The sequence below is a fragment of the Limosilactobacillus ingluviei str. Autruche 4 genome, assembly GCF_000312405.1.
GTDB classification, from domain to species: domain Bacteria; phylum Bacillota; class Bacilli; order Lactobacillales; family Lactobacillaceae; genus Limosilactobacillus; species Limosilactobacillus ingluviei.
Map to the genome: position 1 here is coordinate 483860 of NZ_HE997173.1, position 16742 is coordinate 500601.

A 16742-nucleotide genomic window follows, 5' to 3' on the forward strand; every position below is an offset into this window, starting at 1 on the left:
TTAAGTTTAACATGTATTCTCAAAAAAATGAAATTTATGAGCATATATTTTACGTCGTTTGTAAAACTAAGTTAAAAAAGAAAACAACTTGCGGTAGTTTCCTGAGTACCCCTAAGCAAAAAAGGAAAATCATAAATAGCTTATATTTATCCTACCACAAGCAAGTTGCCAATCATCGCATTTTTTCGTGCAAAATTTTAAAGCTTATCGGATGGCGTAATGATTAATCGCAGTGCCGAAATGGTTTATCAGTTCTATTATCATCTGGCAATCAGAGGCTTACGTTGCTGAATGATACGAAAAACAGCCAAACACGTAGGCACTGGTCCTATAATCGCGTATACAAAGAGGAAAGCCGACTCTTGGCACCATTATTAGCTGCGTAAAGCACCCAATTAGTTGTAATCGACGGCCTCCCTTTACCGTATGTTTGAATGGGCACAATGTCTACGTTTCGAGGCAAGAGTCATCCAAATGGCTATATTAACACCGCGAGAAGATGGAAAAATTGAGAAACAGTATTCATAACCTCACTAAGGACTTCCCACACTACGTTACTGAATTCAGTCATCTTAAAGCGGATACCATCCAAGACAAAAATTCTTAAGACTCGGTAACAACCCTTACAAAATGTCAATCGAAGATAAAAATTATGATCAATAGGAGGGTAATTCACTGTAGCAAACGATATTACCAATCAATTTGGCATTCACACTCGCTTTGCCAAGATCGGCCTACGAATCAACACGAGCTTAACAAAACAGTTAGCTTTTCAAAATGAATTAGTCATCTAACTGATGAGGAACTACTTTCTAACTCACTAACTCAAATCGATATTTCGGGTTATCAAAATCCCATCTCATTTTAGTTCTATTACTTTTATAGAAAACAGTTGAAAAGAACAGGGATCTTCTGTATAGTAAAAGACAGCAAAGTTAGGAGGTGATTTAAATGCACAAAACGATTTTAGATGTGCTTTTCGCTTACGCACCCGTGGCTGCTCAAATCAGCGTAATTGCAAATGTTATTGTAAAATATTACTTTTCTGGTAAGAATTAAGCTAAAAGGCAAAGATGATGGCGTTTTGGATGTAAAAGGCAGGTCATCCAATTTCTCCTTGGTGAACCTAAATCTAACATACCAAGGTTGTAAACGGTTACTAATTATCTCAAAAAATAAAGCTCGAATAAAGAATCTTTTAACGATTCCTTTATTCGAGCTTTAAAGGTTAATTAAGAAGGAACACAAGGATTGATACCACCCCAGCTAACATGCAGATTCACTCCCACATGAAGTGGCGTGTTCCGTTGCCACTCCATGTTGCCTGCTATCAATATCTTAGTTCCAAAACGCCGGTCGAATTGGCTAATTCTGACTATTTTCGCGATCATTTACCGGCGCGGCGGCCGATAGGTTTGATAATGTTGTCCCTTCTTTTCCAACTCCGCTGATATTTTTTGAATTACCGCCTGCTTACTACCAACTGGTTTCAGCTGGATAAAATCAGCAAGCACCGCCAAGTCAGCCGCAGCCAAAGCCCTAATTACTAATTCATCTTGGCGGTTAAAGCGTAACTCCTGCCCATGATTCGCAGCTAATAGCTGGATAAAAGCCTTAGTCGCACGTCCGTTACCTTCCCGAAACGGATGAAGGTAGTTCAAACTATCCAACAATTGTGCATAATCCATTGCGGTTGGCTTAGTTTGCTTGTTTATTTGCGCCAACAGGTGATTAACGTGGTCAATTCCCTTTGCGATCGCTGGCGACAACATAAAATCTGTGTCACCCTTCGATAATTCGTAATCCCTCACTTCACCAGCCCAAGCATAGATTGGCGTAAATAGGAACTGATGAATCTTAACCAACTCTGAAAACGACTGAATGGTTAGTTGATCGTGATGGTTTAGCAACCAAACCAAACGTTGATTGACAACCTTATATTCAATAAACCGTAATTTTGCCGCATCCGTTTCATGGTATTTATTTTTTAGGGTGCCATTAGCATATTTAAAGCGCTTAATCAGCGCATCATCACTTATCACCATGATCGTCCCCAAAAATTTGCTTAAAATCCCGTTCCAGTTCTGGCTGAGGTTCCGTAATTACCCGATAAGTATCCATAATATCCGCTTTTGTGGGCTGCCAACCTTCCATTACCGAATTGTGCACCGCAGCTTCGACGACCCAAAACAAATGTGGGTCTTCAATATGAAAGCCTTGAATCGTTTGCTTATCATCATCAACCACATACTTAAACGGTCGCGGTTGTAATTCCGTTAAGACTTGGGCCGGATCATCAAAGGTTGTTGCAGCGAGACCATTTAAAATGCGAATACTCCAATTGGCAACGGGCTTCTTAAAGGCATTACTCAACGTTGAAATACTAATCCCAGAAGCCTTCGCTATGTCAGTGATCGTAATCCCTTTATTCTTCATATAATTGTCAACAACCGAAATCATATTTCCACCCTCTTTCTGTCTCACTATCATTTTACCATATGTCGTATTACCATCCCATATATTAAAACGAGCTTTTGGAATTGCTTTCAGATAAAAAACAATTTCTATCCGATGAAAACGTCACGCCACCTAATAACACACCATAGTTAGTAAGTATCTCCTTCAACCTTCTAACCATAAAAGACGTGTCTGTAATCATTGTTCACCCGTCATTTCAATCCGCGCACCCGAGGATCTGGATGCGACGCTGTCTAGCAACGCTAATATCGGTGCAGAGACTGCCATTTCAATTCACGCACCCGATGATCCGGATGCGACTTGATGGCAACCGTTGCTCCCCACGCGTCATAGCCATTTCAATCCACGCACCCGATGATCCGGGTGCGACAACTAGCGTTGCAGATAGCGGATACCCATGACGGAATTTCAATCCACGCACCCGAAGATCCGGATGCGACTTTAGTTTAGTTCGCAATGGGATTATGATCGCGATATTTCAATCCACGCACCCGAAGATCCGGATGCGACCGCAAACAGTGGCCTGGTAAAGCCACTTCAAAAATTTACGGCTAAAACTAAGTGTTTCGAATTTACTAAAGTGTCTCTAAATAAGACATTTACTCGAATTAGTTGGTGCGAAACCCCCGTAACTTTTATGTGCAATTCCGGTTCGCACGCTTTCCTACGCCAACAATTCAGTTCCAAGGATCATAGCAAAACTGCTTTACCGTTACTGTACTGTCCAATTTGAAATTAATCAAGCAATGTCCTCAATTGATCTTCCCAACCTCTCAACCAGTACCAGCCACTAATCCCGCTCAGAATCATCCAACCGATCATACAGCTGGTAATAGCGTCGGTTCACAGCGTTTGTTACATCGTCAAAATATCCACTACCGCCTCTTGAAACAATTGCCAGCATAGTCGAATTTTGCCAGCTGAACAGTCGTACACGATTATTTGGTGGCTAACCTCATCGCCGGCAAGTCGAGCTGCCAACACTTCATTGATCAAAGTCTTCAGGTAATAGTCACTGTCGTTGGCCACAACCTGCTTGACTCCCTAAGGAAACGTTAAGTGAGGCCTTGCCATTGCAGAATACTTATGACTTTTTGGATACCCCCGCAGCCATCGAAGCAAGAGAAGAAGCGGAACTGGGGCAAACACACTTAATTGGCGACCTAGCTGACTTTAACGAATGGATAGATACGATTGATTCCGCAAGCACGACATCAATCCATTCTTAACGTAACAGTCTTCTGCTGAGACGGCTCTCAATTAATGCTTAATCGTTGCCTCAGCAACTGGCATTTGTGAGTTCTCCCACCGCCAAAATCATACAATTTTATTCCGCCATTTTACGACAATTTTAAACCGCCCTTGACATATTCTTTCCTAACCCTTAATTTCAGTCGATAAAAAGCAACCCACAATCATTAAACCATCCGATTTAATGCTTATGGGTTGCTTCTGTTTTAATAAGTTAGTTATCTAATAAGTGTCAAAATTTAATTAACGTACTTTCTTGATCATCATGATTAACGCAGCGCCGACAAAACACATAATGCCGGCTGCCGGAAACATCATTCGGTAACCAGCGGCTCCAATAATTGAAGCCGCAACGATCGGACCAAAAACTTGCCCCAATGAATTAGCCAGATTGACAATCCCTAAATCCTTAGCTGAATTATCTGGATTAGGAAGGACAGCAACATTTAACGCTTGGTCAACTGAGTTGTACATCCCCATTGCGCAACCACTAAGGGCTGCATAAACAAACATTGTCCACGGAGCCGGATCAATCGCCGGTGCAGCTACCCCCAGTCCCATAACAACCGTTGAAACAGCAACCAACAACTTTAAACTATGGAAGCGATCCGCCAACGGCCCGCTGATCGCCGCAAAGGTAACACCCGTGACCAGCAAGATCGTAGACATTATTGACAGACTATGTGCGGCAGTTGCTGAAGACTGCTTCATATAGTCAACGAAAATGTATAGTTGATACCCAGTAATAACAAATTGAGCGGAAACAAACAACAATTTACCAAAAACTGCTAGATAAAAGTCTCGAATATCACCATGAATTGGGAAAATGAAAGCTTCTAACAACTCTGCGCCATGCAGTTTTTTAACACTTTCACCCTTGTTGCTGCCATCCCCTACAAGAAAAATACCGATAAGGGTAAAGATCACTTCAAAGACCATAAAGAAATATATCCCGGCGTTAATATTGGTAATGTAACGTGAAGCGATCATCGTACCAACTGGCGTCCCAATGTTCATACCAATACCATAAAAAGCCGATACCCCACCACGATATTTCTTGGGGGCCTTGTCTGCAATGAAAGCGACTATCGGTGCAACCATCATGTTAAGCGCAACTTGAAATAGCGACCAGTTTATGATGATGCCACGAACCGTTGTCACCTTTGTTAGGCAAAGAAACGTTATCAAGGTGGTGATTAAGCCCAAAATAATCCATGGATTACGTTTCCCGATCCGACTAACCGTTCGATCTGAAAGAGCGCCTTCAATAATATTGGCAATCGTCGCCACGATCATAGCAATCGTTGCTAATGTTGCAACAATTTGAACTTTTTGCCCAGGTGCAATTTGCTGAATCTTAGCAGGAAGCAAGGTTGAGTTAACTCCCAAATAAGGGACCAACCACCCAAGCAGTCCAAACAGCAAACCAAAGCCTAAGCGGTAGGGAAACTTTTGCTTACTTACCTCGTTAGTATTTGCGTTCATATTTTATCACCCTATGTCCGTTAGCAAGATAGTATCATTTCAGTCTTTCCAAAGCGTCTTTTCTGCATTTTCCTTAGATGCAAATGGACCTGGAATTGTTGAAACGCCACGATGATTTCCAAAGTAGTCTTCGCTAATTTGAATTTCACTGCCATCAGGAGCTTCGAAGCGTTGCTCTGGTTCAAAGGCCTTGCCAAGGACGTTTGTGTCAATAATGTTATTCTTAAATTCACCAATCAAATCATAAAGATTGGTCTTTAAGACTGGCTTGCCATCTTTTTCTGCAAGTTCAACTTCTACACGATCGGTCGTGTTAATAAGATTATTGGTTTCTTTTTTCCATGCCTTAGCACCATTCAGGTAAACATTTCCGCTCGCCCAAACCGGTAAGTGACCAAAGTGATAAGGTTGTAAATCTGCCATATCATTTTGTTGAGCATAGGTACCTTCTAAGTTTTTGAATGGCTTATACCATTCATCATAGGTTGGGTAATCATCAAAGACAAAGGTCCCAACTTCTTCATTGGCTTCAGGATCTTTTTCCGGTAGCCATTTTTGAACAAAAATGTTGTTGTAGAAACGGTCGTCTCCATGCAGAATGGTGGCAAAACCAGCAACTTCGGTTCGGTGAGGAATATGATATGGTGTGTAACGTGGAACAACTTTCCCCTTACCTGGGTAGTCAGTTCCGGAGCCAACGAGGGTAAACGAACCCAGAATCAAATTATTGACGACTGCAAGACCTTGGGTTGGAATCTTAAGTGAGTCTTTTGAAAGCAGTAGGTTGTTGTCAATCAACGTTGGTCCATGACTAACTTCCACCCAAATATCTTGGCTTTCCATTGCCCCTTCAAGCCGGTGGGCCGTTCCAGCAGGAGCGTAGTTGTGGTCAAACAGGTTTTGCGTAATTCTGGTTCCCTGTGCTTCCCAATCACACCACAACCCCATAGTGCAGTGATCAAAGTGATTCCGCCGGTAAGTAACATCGATTGCAGCATGCATCTTGATCCCCGCAATCTCAGCTCCGGCTAATTCTTGCATGTTATTAATGTGGTGAATATGGTTATCTTCAATAAGGCTGAAGACCCCACCTTGCCGACCAACAATACCATCTTGCTCACAGTCATGAATATTGCAACGACGGATAATGTGGTGACCAATATTTTCCTTTAGCCAACCGTCGTATTGCCCCCGACAAACAGCTTCACGTTCCATTTGAGTAGGACTTTTAACGTGCTTATAAGTAAAGTAATGGTCGTTGTTAGGATCTTTGTACTTACCGAGTGAAATACCAGCACACCGACTCAAGCTAATGTCACAGTCTTCAATGATCCACCCCTTAGCCCAGTGCGGACCAACCATCCCGTCTTGGAATGCTGCCGGGGGTGCCCAAGTAGTCGCCGCCTTGTTTACGGTAAAGCCCGAAAAGGTAATATAGTTGACGTTAGTTGCTTGGGGCCAGAAGCATTCCCGTCGAACATTAATATCAACATCTTCTTCATTCGGATTTTTGCCTTGGAAGTTAGCATAAATAACCGTTTCGTTCCGTTCTTCGTCTTGTTCTGTATACCATTTATAAACAGAGTTAGCTTGATCCCAAGAACGGGCGTAAACCTCGCCACGCAAACATTCATCAAGGGATTCCGTTTCATAGAAGTGAATGTTGTTCATATACACTGCACCAGTGTGCTTATTAACGGGACCAAAGTACCAGTCACCTACGACGAAGGTAGTATATGGATTGTATGAACCAAACACGGAATTGTTGATCCGCACCAGCCAAACATTATCTTTATATTTTTTCCAGCTCTTTACTGTTTCAGCACCAGTAATAATAGCTTGTAAAGGCTCTACACTTCGATAAGTAATTCGGGCATCTTTTTCCCCAGAGTGGATCGGATTTACATTTTCACGATAAATGCCTGGGTAAACTAAGACTTCGTCACCCGGCATTGCGACTTGAGCTGCTTCGTTAATTAGCTTATATGGACGTTCGGCTGTCCCCGTCCCATCAAAAGGAGCATTGGCATCAACGTATATCTTCATAAAGTAGCATCTCCTTAAAATAAAAGCCTGTGATTACTAAGACTCATTTTTGTAAACGCTTACGTTTTGTATTGTATAATTAGTAAAGAATGCTGTCTTGCAAAATAATACGCTTTTTTGTGATAATTTAAGGAGCTCAAATTAATGAATCAGTTACATAATTATTTAAAAATAAGCAAACTCCCCTGTGCAATATTCAACGCGCACCATTGCCAAGTCTTAAACTATCAATACCTTAAAGATTCAATCGATATTGAACAAATCTTTAGGGAAAATAAGTCTAATAAATTACTGACTCTTTTAAGTGATCAAACCAAAAGATTAGTCATCGTGCAATTACACCTTAAAAATACTCATTATCTAATCGGTCCCGTAGCATTGAACAGCAACCCCTTAGGACAAGAGATCGATTTTCGCTCTAACCAATTAATATCTATCAGAAATTTACACGTTCCTTTTCTGAGCTATGACGAACTTTATGGTAAGGTTCAACTCATTCTTTATCTCGCACACAGATACTATCGTTACAAAAAGCTCCGCCGCCAATTCAAACATCGAAAAAGCTCTGCGTTTGAGCTTGTTAATGATGCTTACGTTCGCGTTTCAAATCACGGCGCCCATATTAATTATGCTTTTGAACAAGAACTAAATAGAGCAATTGTCAGCGCCGATGCTTCCAGCATAAAGAAATCCCTTGCATCACTATACCAATCTGGCAGAATCGGCGTTCTTGCTGACAAGGGACCGTTAAGGAATATTCTTAACTTTGGGATTATCGCTATCTCTACAAACATTCGCGTTGCATTAAGACATGGTATGGATTTCGAAATCGCCTATAGTCTTAACGATCGTTATGTATATTATTTAGAAAAGCAAGAAACATTTAATGATGTTGTCAATTGTATTGAAAATGAGTTGATTGATTTAAGTAGCCAGATTCAAAAATATCGGGTATTACAAGCTTCTCCAGCTGTCGTGAGAGCTTACCACGAATTACTGACCAACCCATGTGCTAATGAAACGATGAAAGAAATCGCAGCGCGAGTCAATATGTCACAAAATTATTTTTCCAGCTTGTTTAAAAAGGAAATTGGCGTGTCATTTTCCCAATTTAAAATGCTGTCAAAAATAAATCGGGCCCTAACCCTTTTGGCAGCAACAGATAAGACAATTTTTGATATTGGAAATGAATTGGGCTTTTCAGATCAGGCATATTTCACCAACACTTTCAAACGTTACACAGGGACTACCCCCAATCAATTCCGTGAAGATCCTTTATTACTACAAGATTGGAGTATTCAAAAGTTCATGAACTGAGATTAGCCATACTCCGTACCTTTCGCCATTTTATGACAATTTTAAACCACCTTTGATAACTTTGGCTAACTATTTCTTGCAGGATATCTATTATTATATCGATATTATTAAAATGACCTACTAATCATAAAACACTATGATTAGTAGGTCATTTACACATGGATTAATAATTATCTTTGCGCTTAACTAATTTATCCAATACTACTGGATTAAATCTAAACAGATAAATCAATATCACTTCAATAATTTTTTCTAAAATGTAGGTAACTAGGCCAATAGTAATTAGTAATGCAATTATTTCAGGGTCTATGATTTTAAAGTAATAATGATCTATTAAAAATGATGTTAAACTATATACGAAGGCAACATTCGCATTGACAAAATTTATTATTTTAAACAATTCTTTACTAAATTGAGATTGCTCATAACTCACATGATCAATATTTTCTTGCTTTTCAATAATTCTTTTGATTTCTGGTAGTAAATTCTGACCCAAATGTCGAAACATGAATACTGAAAACGCTGAAAAAATAGCCGTTACTTCAAAATTTTTAACCGTGATTAATAAGTATGGAGTACATATCATAAAACCGAAGATAATATTAGAATTTAGCAGAGTCCTGTCTTTTATCAAATTCAATTTTTTTATTTTTAGAATCTCGCAAATTACTATTGAAATAGCTATAAATGCTATTACATATAACCATTTCTTGGCCCAAATTTCTTTTGCGTCGCACTTTAATATCATTGAAAGAAATGCAATACAAAATAGTGACCATACTAAAGAATTTGTCGCTCTTCCTACCGATTTATAAAAATTGTAATCATTAAATAACATTTTAAAATACAACAAAGACAGCACTACAACAATCGGGAAATATAAAATTAAGTGTGATCGGAGATTATAATACCCAAATACACTAACAAGAACAATTAAATATCCTACTACGTCATTAATTGATATTACATTAAATTTATTATTCATTTTGTACGGATTTTTTATTTAAGGCAGACTAATCTTTAAAGTTGCTGAACACAGACAAATCAGAAGCAAGTATTCCTAATTTATTTAATATACTCATCATCTTTTCTTCAGATCCAATTTTTTCCAGATAGCCATTATTACTTCTATACCACACAGTTCCCGTTACATCTTTGAAAAAAACAACTAATTCATCCGTCTTGTTCATGCCACTTCCCCAACCATGCACGATACCTTCTTCTGAACCAGGGGGAAGAATTCTACTATACGTATAATGTTTTTCTTCTGGCATATCTATAGGTCTATCTCTACCATATCCTTCTATTAGTTTATCCACGGTTACACCATTAAGATCCGTGACAACACTTATCACCACAACGTCATATACCGGTAAGTTGGACTTATTAACAATTTTAAAGGGAACTGCTAACATATGCGAATCAGCATACTTGTTTTCCAGTTCTTTTAAATCTGTACTTCCATCTAATTTCCAAAGTGCTACTTTATTCGCTTGTGACCTTTCCTTACTGATCTTTTCACTTTTATTAAGTTCATAAGTCTGCCTATTTAATTTTTCAGATAACTTATTCATGTGTAAGGTTTCAAAACCTAAACAAATTGTCAAGCAAAGACTGATAACTCCGAACAGACTTACCAAAATTCGACAACCTTTTTTCACAAGCAGCCAAGTTTTTTTGAATATAGGCCCAAGTTTTAACTTCATGAATTGAAATTTACTCAAATTACTTCTCCGATCCAAGATAATAACCAATAACTATTGTAAACATTGGCATTAAGTCCTTACATAACATTCCAACTCCAGCAAAAATTCCTGTTGTTGGCGTTATATCAGTTATGAAAGAATAAAGGCACCCATAAGCAGTCATCAGTGCAAACAGAACGACTACTGTATACATTTCTAATCCATTACGTTTGGCATTACGAATTCGATCCTTAATCTTTTTCATTTTTACAGACCTCCAATCATTCCCACTCGATCTCTTGTTCAGCCTGGTTGTAAATCTCAACACGTTGCTGGATATCAATCCGGTCGACCATCCATCCCCGGATACTGAACTGTTGGATAAAGTCCTCAATCCGGTTTTCACCATTCATTTCCTTTAGCGTCACTACTAAACCAAAGGTCAGCGGCTTTCTTTCGCCATTACCGAGGCGATCTTTTGACTTAATGCTGATTCCCCAAAGCTTACTTCCGTATACCTTCTTCGGGCGTGCACTCTTTTTCAACGGCTGTGCAATATGCTTAACCGTATCCCATTTTCGGAAATGATCGCGAGCATCTTCTTCGTTGATGTAGTCCGGGTGGTCGTCAACCTGTTTGTTCTTATCAATCGAATCAATCGTACCGCTATCCTTCACCCGACCAAAGTACAGATCCAATTCGGTATTTGTGTAGTCAACCCCTTGATTCCGTTCGCAATCTGGAAAGTAGCACAGGGTGGCTCTAGCAAAGAAGGTGTAGTGATTACCCGTCAGCGGAATTGGCAACCCATAATTATACGTATCCCAACTTTCCGACGTTCCTTGCAAGACAAAACGGATTTCATCACTCGAGGTTTCCAAAATATCGCTAATCTTCCGTGGCACCACACCATTGCCAATTCGATCAGGATCGGTTGGCTTATCCTGCCAACCATAAGCTACATCCACTAAGAGCGCCTTGGCTACTTCCCGACTCAACCCCATCACTTGAATTAAGTAAGCTAATTTCCGCGCAATCCAAGGCGCCGCAAAGGAAGTTCCCTCAACTTCAGCTATGTCCTTACCATTCACAGCTTTGATCCGTTGATCTTTATCACCACCATAGTAACTAAGGTCAGGTTTGATAAAGAACGACAATACTCCCCCCTTACGCGCATACGAAGCCGCTTGATTCTTTTGGTTCACTGACCCCACTACCAGGGCATTAATTGAATCGGCCGGCGCCCCAATCCGCTTCTCTTCGTCTTCTCTTTGCCGTCTATTGGTTGCGCTAATAACAAAGGTCACATTGTTTTCAACTTGGATCTGATCCAACAGCGCTGCTTCCGGCGAGATAAAGTTTTCATCGATTTCCAAGTCTGATCCCAAAGAAAGGTTCCAAACCTTAATTTCAGGATTAGTTTTCACTGCCCGTTGAATGGCTTGAATGAGTAAGAACGTACTGTTCTTTCCGTTTACTGCCACCCCGAAGTGCTTAACTTGAAACCGACCGCAACCATCATCTAATTCCGGATTTAGGCTCGGGCCATCAACAATAATGGAGGTAACCTCGGTGCCATGCTTAAAGTCATCATCGGATGCAAACTGAATAAGTCCAGGGTCATTTTCGACCGTCACCCACTCTTTGAAGTACACATCGTTTTTAAACAAAGTGTCAATTACCCCAATCGTAGGTTCATTTTGGGGTGACGGAATAGTCAGCTGCTCATTAGAACCAATCCCAAAATCCTGGGGATGGAACTCGCTCAAGTCGGTTACGCTCATCGCAATTAAATAAGGCGCCTTTTGGTATAGCAACGCATATTCTGCGGGCGTTAGTTTTACCGTCCGCTCGTTTAAAAATTCCGTTGAGGTTACGGCAATCCCTAGCCCCCGCAAGAGCTCTTCACTATTAACCCCAACATCATAAAGGGTCACCAGTTGCTCGTTCTTTGTACTTTTTGCGACCGGCACATCGAACTTTTCGACGTACCAGGCATCAACAATCACCTTTTGAAACATCGACTTGGCAAGCTGATAATTTTTGAAGTTAATCTTTTTAATTTGTTCACCCTTATTAAAGACGTCCGTCGTGACCTGGCCCCCAAACTCTTTTTGTAAGACCTCAATTGTGCCCTGAGCATGTCTGATAGATACATCAACGTCACGTTCATCTACAAGATAAGTAATAACATGCCGATTTTTGCCCTGTCGTTTATCAAACTTGGCTCCAACAATTTTCTGATTGGGTTGCTTACCAGTACTCAGAAAACCGGCAATTCGATTTGATTTCGCCGCGATCTTAATATAGTACGCACTGATCAACCATTTGGTAGTAAACTGTCTCAGTTCACTTTGCTTTTTCCAATACTCCTTAAGTGCTGTTAATTCTCTAATCAGACTTTCTAACTTTACTACCGTGACAGTCGCATTTTTAGGCAAATTTGGTGCACCTGGCCGACCGCGATTCTTGCGGTGTTCAAAGTGCCCCTTTAAACTCAGTACTTGATTCATTCGGTTTCAGCTCCTTTCAATTCGCGGGCAACTGTGCTCTTGGACATTCCAGTCAAGATCCCGATTTCCCGAATCGTAAAACCTTGATCACGCAATTCCGTTAGCTTTAGATCACCCACACCCATCAGATCCTTGTATAGTAGAGCCAAATATTCATAAGGCTTCTGCGGATCACTAAAGCCAATAGCTACCTTAATACTGTTACGAAGTTCACCTGGGTTCGGAATCTTCGGCGCCACGGTTAAAATTTTTCTAAATAATTTAATGTCATGACCAGCACTTTTAAAGGCCGCCAAGTTAGCATTTAGCATAACTTCGCCAGCCGCCACCAGGTCTTCGGTTTGGTAGCGATTAAAGTCGACCACTTTATCAAAGCGTCGCTTAAAGGCGGCATCCAATTGATCATAGAGGTTAGTAGTGGCAATAATAAGGGCCTCCGGATTAACGTTATCCAGTTCCTTCAAGACACTCGATGTCGCCCGTCCCATTTCACGAACGTCATGGACATCTAAACGATCAAGGGCTAAGGCATCGATCTCATCAAAGAGGATTATAACCCGTGATAGATTTGGCATCTGATTGATTTCGTTAAAAACGGCTGCAATATTTTTAGCCGTTTGGCCCAGTTTGCTGTCGATCACCTGGTTAAAATCGACCATCAATAAGGTCCGGTCAAGAATTCGAGCCAGTTGCTTCACTGAAGCCGTTTTCCCCGTACCTGGCGCTCCCTGGAAAAGAAAGCGACCTAGCCCTAATTGCTGGTGACTAACCGCGTTAATAATTCCTTTTAAATCATTAGCAATCACATTAGGAAGCGGGAGCGGACTATCATCAGTCCCAATTTGCGTCAAAAACTTAGTGTCGTACGTTACTGATTGGGGAACAAAGGAATTTACTTCCGACGTCTGCATCATAATGTAGCTTGCTAATTGCTGGTCGCCTTGCTGCTCAAATTCACTGGCAACTCGCTGAGCAATCAACCGAAATTGACTGTCATCATGATCATAGTGGGCCCTAATCAAGTCCACGATATCTCTCTTTTTCATTTCATTCACCTCCCTATTATGATAACACGGCCTGGGACAGTTTTGGGACACTTTTTCTATTTTTTAGTTGCTTTTAATCAAAATAGATTGTATGATATAACCAAATAATTATTCGAAAGGAGGTGCGAGCATGAATTTCAAGGTCGAATTTCTTGATTGTGAAACCATTTCAATCGATATCAGTACTAAAATTAAAACTTGACGGTCATTAGTCCCAAGCAAAGAGGAAAACTTGTTTTACCTCGCAATGTGTTTTGAAGGTTTCAATCAAGACGGTAAACTGATTGGAACCTGTGACCCCGTTGTAGGAATACAAGGCCTGATTGGAACAACCGATCGGCTTCAATTTGGCAATGAAAAACGATACATTAAGACTTCTAAGCGTAACGTTAGTAAAGTCATGTGGTAATAAGTCAAGAGAAAACTTGAACTAAGAATGAGGTGATGACTATGCTTTGACCAGATTTTGGGTGCACTTAAATAAGCCTTCTAATCAGACCAATTTTTGGCTAAGCATCGGACAACTAATTATTCACCTATACCAATTTCTCCTTTACTTGATAGAGTTGGCGATTCGTGAGTAGGAAGAAAATCACCCTGATTAATTTTCTAGCGGTAAGAATGAGTGCTCGTTTAATTGGATTCGTAATTTAGACGATTAGCTGGGCGGCAGACTCTATAAGCAATTAAAACCGCAAGTAGGAATAACCTATACCAGTTGACCAAAGCCAACGACAATTAGAGGTTATTACAGAGCAACCAAGAAATAAATAGTTACACAAAAACAATTAGATTTAATTTTTATAATACGAAGAGGAACTTTCATGATTAAAAAAGTTATTAAAAATATTCCTGGTGAAAAAATCGCAGCTTCACGTTACAGAGCAAAAATTATTTTAAAAGATGGTCGTGATATTACTTTTGGCACTGCTGACGACGGTGTTGCGACTTATGCTGATGCTTTCGAAAAAATTTCTAGCGATTTTGCCTTACAGGAAAAGCAAATCGATAAAGCTAGCGAAATTGATGAGATTGTAATCAAGTTACTGTAAATGCTAAGCGTAAGGTAAGCACAGCATAACGAACCGTCAACAGAATAGCGCTCAGATGTATCCTTGAAGGAAGGACAACTTCTGAGCGCTATTTGCGTCTATTGAGTTCCAAATTTACGTTGAATTCCTGGAGTCCACGGTAAATAGGCCTCCCAGACTAGTCTTTCAGTCCTTGCGAAAGCTGATAGAAGTGTTCTAAGTACTCACGTACCTTAAGGTGTGATTTAGCTTAGCCGTCCGAATGAACATATACCAAATGGCATTAGCTTCGACCTGCTCCATTGGTGTTGAAAGCTTCCCAAATAAGCTAACGCTCTCTGCCAGTCATCACTAACGCACTAAAGCGGCCACCACGAACCTAAGCTCGTAGTGGCCGCTTTCCGTATTCTATTCACTTGCCTGCTCTTTCAACCACTGGATCAACCGTGCATAGCTCTCCTTCAAGCCGACCGTAGGCTGCCAGCCGAGGCGTTGGAGCTTTTGGCTGCTCAGCCAGAGCTTGACGTCCGGGGCATACCCCATGTTTTCCGTTGGAATATCGATGACCACCTTTGCATCCGGGGCACCAAATTCCTGCTGCACCATTTCAGCCATTGTCTTAATCGTCAGATGACTGGCCTCATTGGCAACATTGTAGGCCTGCTTGGCCTCCCCCTTTTGCAGCAAGAGTAAGATCGCTTTAACTGCATCCATGGCATAAACGTAATTGCCTTCTGACTGGCCGGTGGTATGCAAGACAATATCCTCACCTTGCATGGCACTACGGGCAAACTGGGCGAAGACCCGATTCTCGCTTGGCAAGACACCATTACCAAAGACCTAAGCAAGCGCGCCGTCACGACCCGTAAGTTGTACTGCTCAGCATAGCAGTTACACAATAGCTCACTTTCAATTTAGCGGCCGAAAGCCTCTCTTAGTATTCATCAATGTAAAAATGAACCCCTTGATTCAAATAGCCTTCCCATGTTTCCAATAGTTTTTTGTAAAGAGATCCTAGATCTGACAAATCTGCATACTTACCAACGTTCACTGTTCTGGGACCCCACTGCTCAACACTAATTGGAAATGTCGAGCCACTGTACTCGTTATTCACTATAATTCGAGCATAACCATTTTCATCTATCACTAATTGATTTGTATCTCGGTCATCTGCGTCTCGCATTACTTTTCGTACTTCCTCTAACGTAAATCGATGCTTAGGTTCACCATTCTTTGTTATGCGAATTGTTCCAAGACTACCAGTTAGCTTCATTCCCCGTTCATAAGCTTTCTCTTGTATTCGCTGGTTAACCTCTTTTTCTAACTCTTGTGCCATTGCCCGACTATTGACATAAAAAGGAGGCCCGTTCTTTCTGATTTTTCCGTCTTTACACAGTATGAAGTTGTTTTTAATTGGATTCTCCGCGATAATTTCTAGCCAATTATATTCAACATATGAAGCATAATGATATTTTAAGTTTGTTGTTTCTCCGCTTTTCTTAGCGATACGCTTGATAATATCTTCAAAATTCAGTTCTAATACTAATTGTTTCACTGCATTATCATTAATACCGAAATCCCTTTCATAATCAACAGATTCTACCATCGAGCTTGAATCCTTGTTTAATTTCTTTATTGCACATTTTTTAGCAAATGCTTTAGGGAATCCACATGCTAATAAATCATGTTCCAAGGTTACGATTTTCTCTAATTGTTCTTTAAATTCACCATGAGTTACATTTGCATGACGAGCATCATAGGTACTGTCGGCTAAATTATAGGCAGAGTGCTTCATAACAATTAGAAAGTTACCCTTATAATATCTTCTTAAATCCTCGTAATCCGAAGGTAAAGGAGTTTCCTTATCATAATCAAGAACTCCATATGTCA

The 16742-nt window shown here is 40.5% G+C and carries 15 protein-coding genes and 1 CRISPR repeat array; of the genes, 3 read left to right on the forward strand and 12 right to left on the reverse strand.

All coding sequences use genetic code 11. The features are described from left to right. Nucleotides 1-1391: 1391 nt before the first annotated feature. The 3 genes from BN54_RS02395 to BN54_RS10175 all read right to left on the reverse strand — a co-directional run bounded on the left by BN54_RS02395 (nucleotide 1392) and on the right by BN54_RS10175 (nucleotide 3507). A complete protein-coding gene (locus tag BN54_RS02395) occupies nucleotides 1392-2042 on the reverse strand; it encodes a Fic/DOC family protein (protein ID WP_191976433.1) in 651 nt (216 codons plus the stop codon). Beyond that, nucleotides 2032-2460 (reverse strand): helix-turn-helix domain-containing protein, encoded by a 429-nt coding sequence (locus tag BN54_RS02400; RefSeq protein ID WP_019205540.1) that lies wholly within the window; start codon nucleotides 2458-2460, stop codon nucleotides 2032-2034. The genes BN54_RS02395 and BN54_RS02400 overlap by 11 nt, the downstream gene beginning before the upstream one ends. Before the next feature lie 211 nt (nucleotides 2461-2671). Then, nucleotides 2672-2988: a CRISPR direct-repeat array (repeat unit 35 nt; unit sequence ATTTCAATCCACGCACCCGAAGATCCGGATGCGAC). 345 nt (nucleotides 2989-3333) lie between these two features. Further along, nucleotides 3334-3507, reverse strand: coding sequence for a hypothetical protein (locus tag BN54_RS10175; protein WP_019205541.1), 174 nt, complete (start codon nucleotides 3505-3507; stop codon nucleotides 3334-3336). 44 nt (nucleotides 3508-3551) lie between these two features. Between BN54_RS10175 and BN54_RS10180 the strand changes: the two genes are divergently transcribed. Further along, on the forward strand, nucleotides 3552-3707 hold the full coding sequence (locus BN54_RS10180; RefSeq protein WP_155818236.1) for a hypothetical protein: 156 nt from the start codon (nucleotides 3552-3554) through the stop codon (nucleotides 3705-3707). 265 nt (nucleotides 3708-3972) lie between these two features. Here the strand turns inward: BN54_RS10180 and BN54_RS02405 are convergent, their stop codons facing one another. Continuing rightward, nucleotides 3973-5214, reverse strand: coding sequence for an MFS transporter (locus BN54_RS02405; protein WP_019205542.1), 1242 nt, complete (start codon nucleotides 5212-5214; stop codon nucleotides 3973-3975). A gap of 39 nt (nucleotides 5215-5253) precedes the next feature. Next, nucleotides 5254-7260: a right-handed parallel beta-helix repeat-containing protein gene (locus BN54_RS02410; protein ID WP_019205543.1), complete on the reverse strand. Its 2007-nt coding sequence runs from the start codon at nucleotides 7258-7260 to the stop codon at nucleotides 5254-5256. Nucleotides 7261-7404: 144 nt separating this feature from the next. On the opposite strand from BN54_RS02410, the gene BN54_RS09785 reads away from it, so the two are divergent. Then, nucleotides 7405-8577 (forward strand): helix-turn-helix domain-containing protein, encoded by a 1173-nt coding sequence (locus tag BN54_RS09785; protein WP_019205544.1) that lies wholly within the window; start codon nucleotides 7405-7407, stop codon nucleotides 8575-8577. A gap of 163 nt (nucleotides 8578-8740) precedes the next feature. Here the strand turns inward: BN54_RS09785 and BN54_RS02420 are convergent, their stop codons facing one another. From BN54_RS02420 to BN54_RS02440, 5 genes are read right to left on the reverse strand one after another with little or no spacing between them, the layout of a single operon-like run. Further along, on the reverse strand, nucleotides 8741-9562 hold the full coding sequence (locus tag BN54_RS02420) for a hypothetical protein (RefSeq protein WP_019205545.1): 822 nt from the start codon (nucleotides 9560-9562) through the stop codon (nucleotides 8741-8743). 28 nt (nucleotides 9563-9590) lie between these two features. Next, nucleotides 9591-10301, reverse strand: coding sequence for a hypothetical protein (locus BN54_RS02425; protein ID WP_019205546.1), 711 nt, complete (start codon nucleotides 10299-10301; stop codon nucleotides 9591-9593). Between the two features lies 1 nt (nucleotide 10302). Continuing rightward, entirely contained in the window at nucleotides 10303-10527 is a 225-nt protein-coding gene (locus tag BN54_RS02430; protein WP_019205547.1) for a hypothetical protein, read from the reverse strand. A 16-nt stretch (nucleotides 10528-10543) separates the two neighbouring features. After that, the gene (locus BN54_RS02435; protein WP_019205548.1) at nucleotides 10544-12775 is read right to left on the reverse strand and encodes a S8 family peptidase; all 2232 of its coding nucleotides are present in this window, start codon (nucleotides 12773-12775) and stop codon (nucleotides 10544-10546) included. Further along, a complete protein-coding gene (locus BN54_RS02440) occupies nucleotides 12772-13821 on the reverse strand; it encodes an AAA family ATPase (RefSeq protein ID WP_019205549.1) in 1050 nt (349 codons plus the stop codon). Before BN54_RS02440 ends, BN54_RS02435 begins: the two co-directional genes overlap by 4 nt. Before the next feature lie 824 nt (nucleotides 13822-14645). Here BN54_RS02440 and BN54_RS02445 point away from each other — a divergent pair. Further along, on the forward strand, nucleotides 14646-14873 hold the full coding sequence (locus BN54_RS02445; protein ID WP_019205551.1) for a hypothetical protein: 228 nt from the start codon (nucleotides 14646-14648) through the stop codon (nucleotides 14871-14873). A gap of 387 nt (nucleotides 14874-15260) precedes the next feature. On the opposite strand, the gene BN54_RS02450 is transcribed toward BN54_RS02445, so the two are convergent. Beyond that, the gene (locus BN54_RS02450; protein WP_204365250.1) at nucleotides 15261-15674 is read right to left on the reverse strand and encodes an NAD-dependent epimerase/dehydratase family protein; all 414 of its coding nucleotides are present in this window, start codon (nucleotides 15672-15674) and stop codon (nucleotides 15261-15263) included. A 112-nt stretch (nucleotides 15675-15786) separates the two neighbouring features. Continuing rightward, the coding region (locus BN54_RS10295; RefSeq protein WP_019205553.1) for a hypothetical protein at nucleotides 15787-16742 on the reverse strand (956 nt) is incomplete at its 5' end.

Coding starts and splice junctions, on each gene's coding strand:
- BN54_RS02400 (WP_019205540.1), bottom strand. CDS start 2,460: ATGATTTCGGTTGTTGACAATTATATGAAGAATAAAGGGATTACGATC.
- BN54_RS02410 (WP_019205543.1), bottom strand. CDS start 7,260: ATGAAGATATACGTTGATGCCAATGCTCCTTTTGATGGGACGGGGACA.
- BN54_RS02435 (WP_019205548.1), bottom strand. CDS start 12,775: ATGAATCAAGTACTGAGTTTAAAGGGGCACTTTGAACACCGCAAGAAT.
- BN54_RS02405 (WP_019205542.1), bottom strand. CDS start 5,214: ATGAACGCAAATACTAACGAGGTAAGTAAGCAAAAGTTTCCCTACCGC.
- BN54_RS09785 (WP_019205544.1), top strand. CDS start 7,405: ATGAATCAGTTACATAATTATTTAAAAATAAGCAAACTCCCCTGTGCA.
- BN54_RS02420 (WP_019205545.1), bottom strand. CDS start 9,562: ATGAATAATAAATTTAATGTAATATCAATTAATGACGTAGTAGGATAT.
- BN54_RS02445 (WP_019205551.1), top strand. CDS start 14,646: ATGATTAAAAAAGTTATTAAAAATATTCCTGGTGAAAAAATCGCAGCT.
- BN54_RS02430 (WP_019205547.1), bottom strand. CDS start 10,527: ATGAAAAAGATTAAGGATCGAATTCGTAATGCCAAACGTAATGGATTA.
- BN54_RS02440 (WP_019205549.1), bottom strand. CDS start 13,821: ATGAAAAAGAGAGATATCGTGGACTTGATTAGGGCCCACTATGATCAT.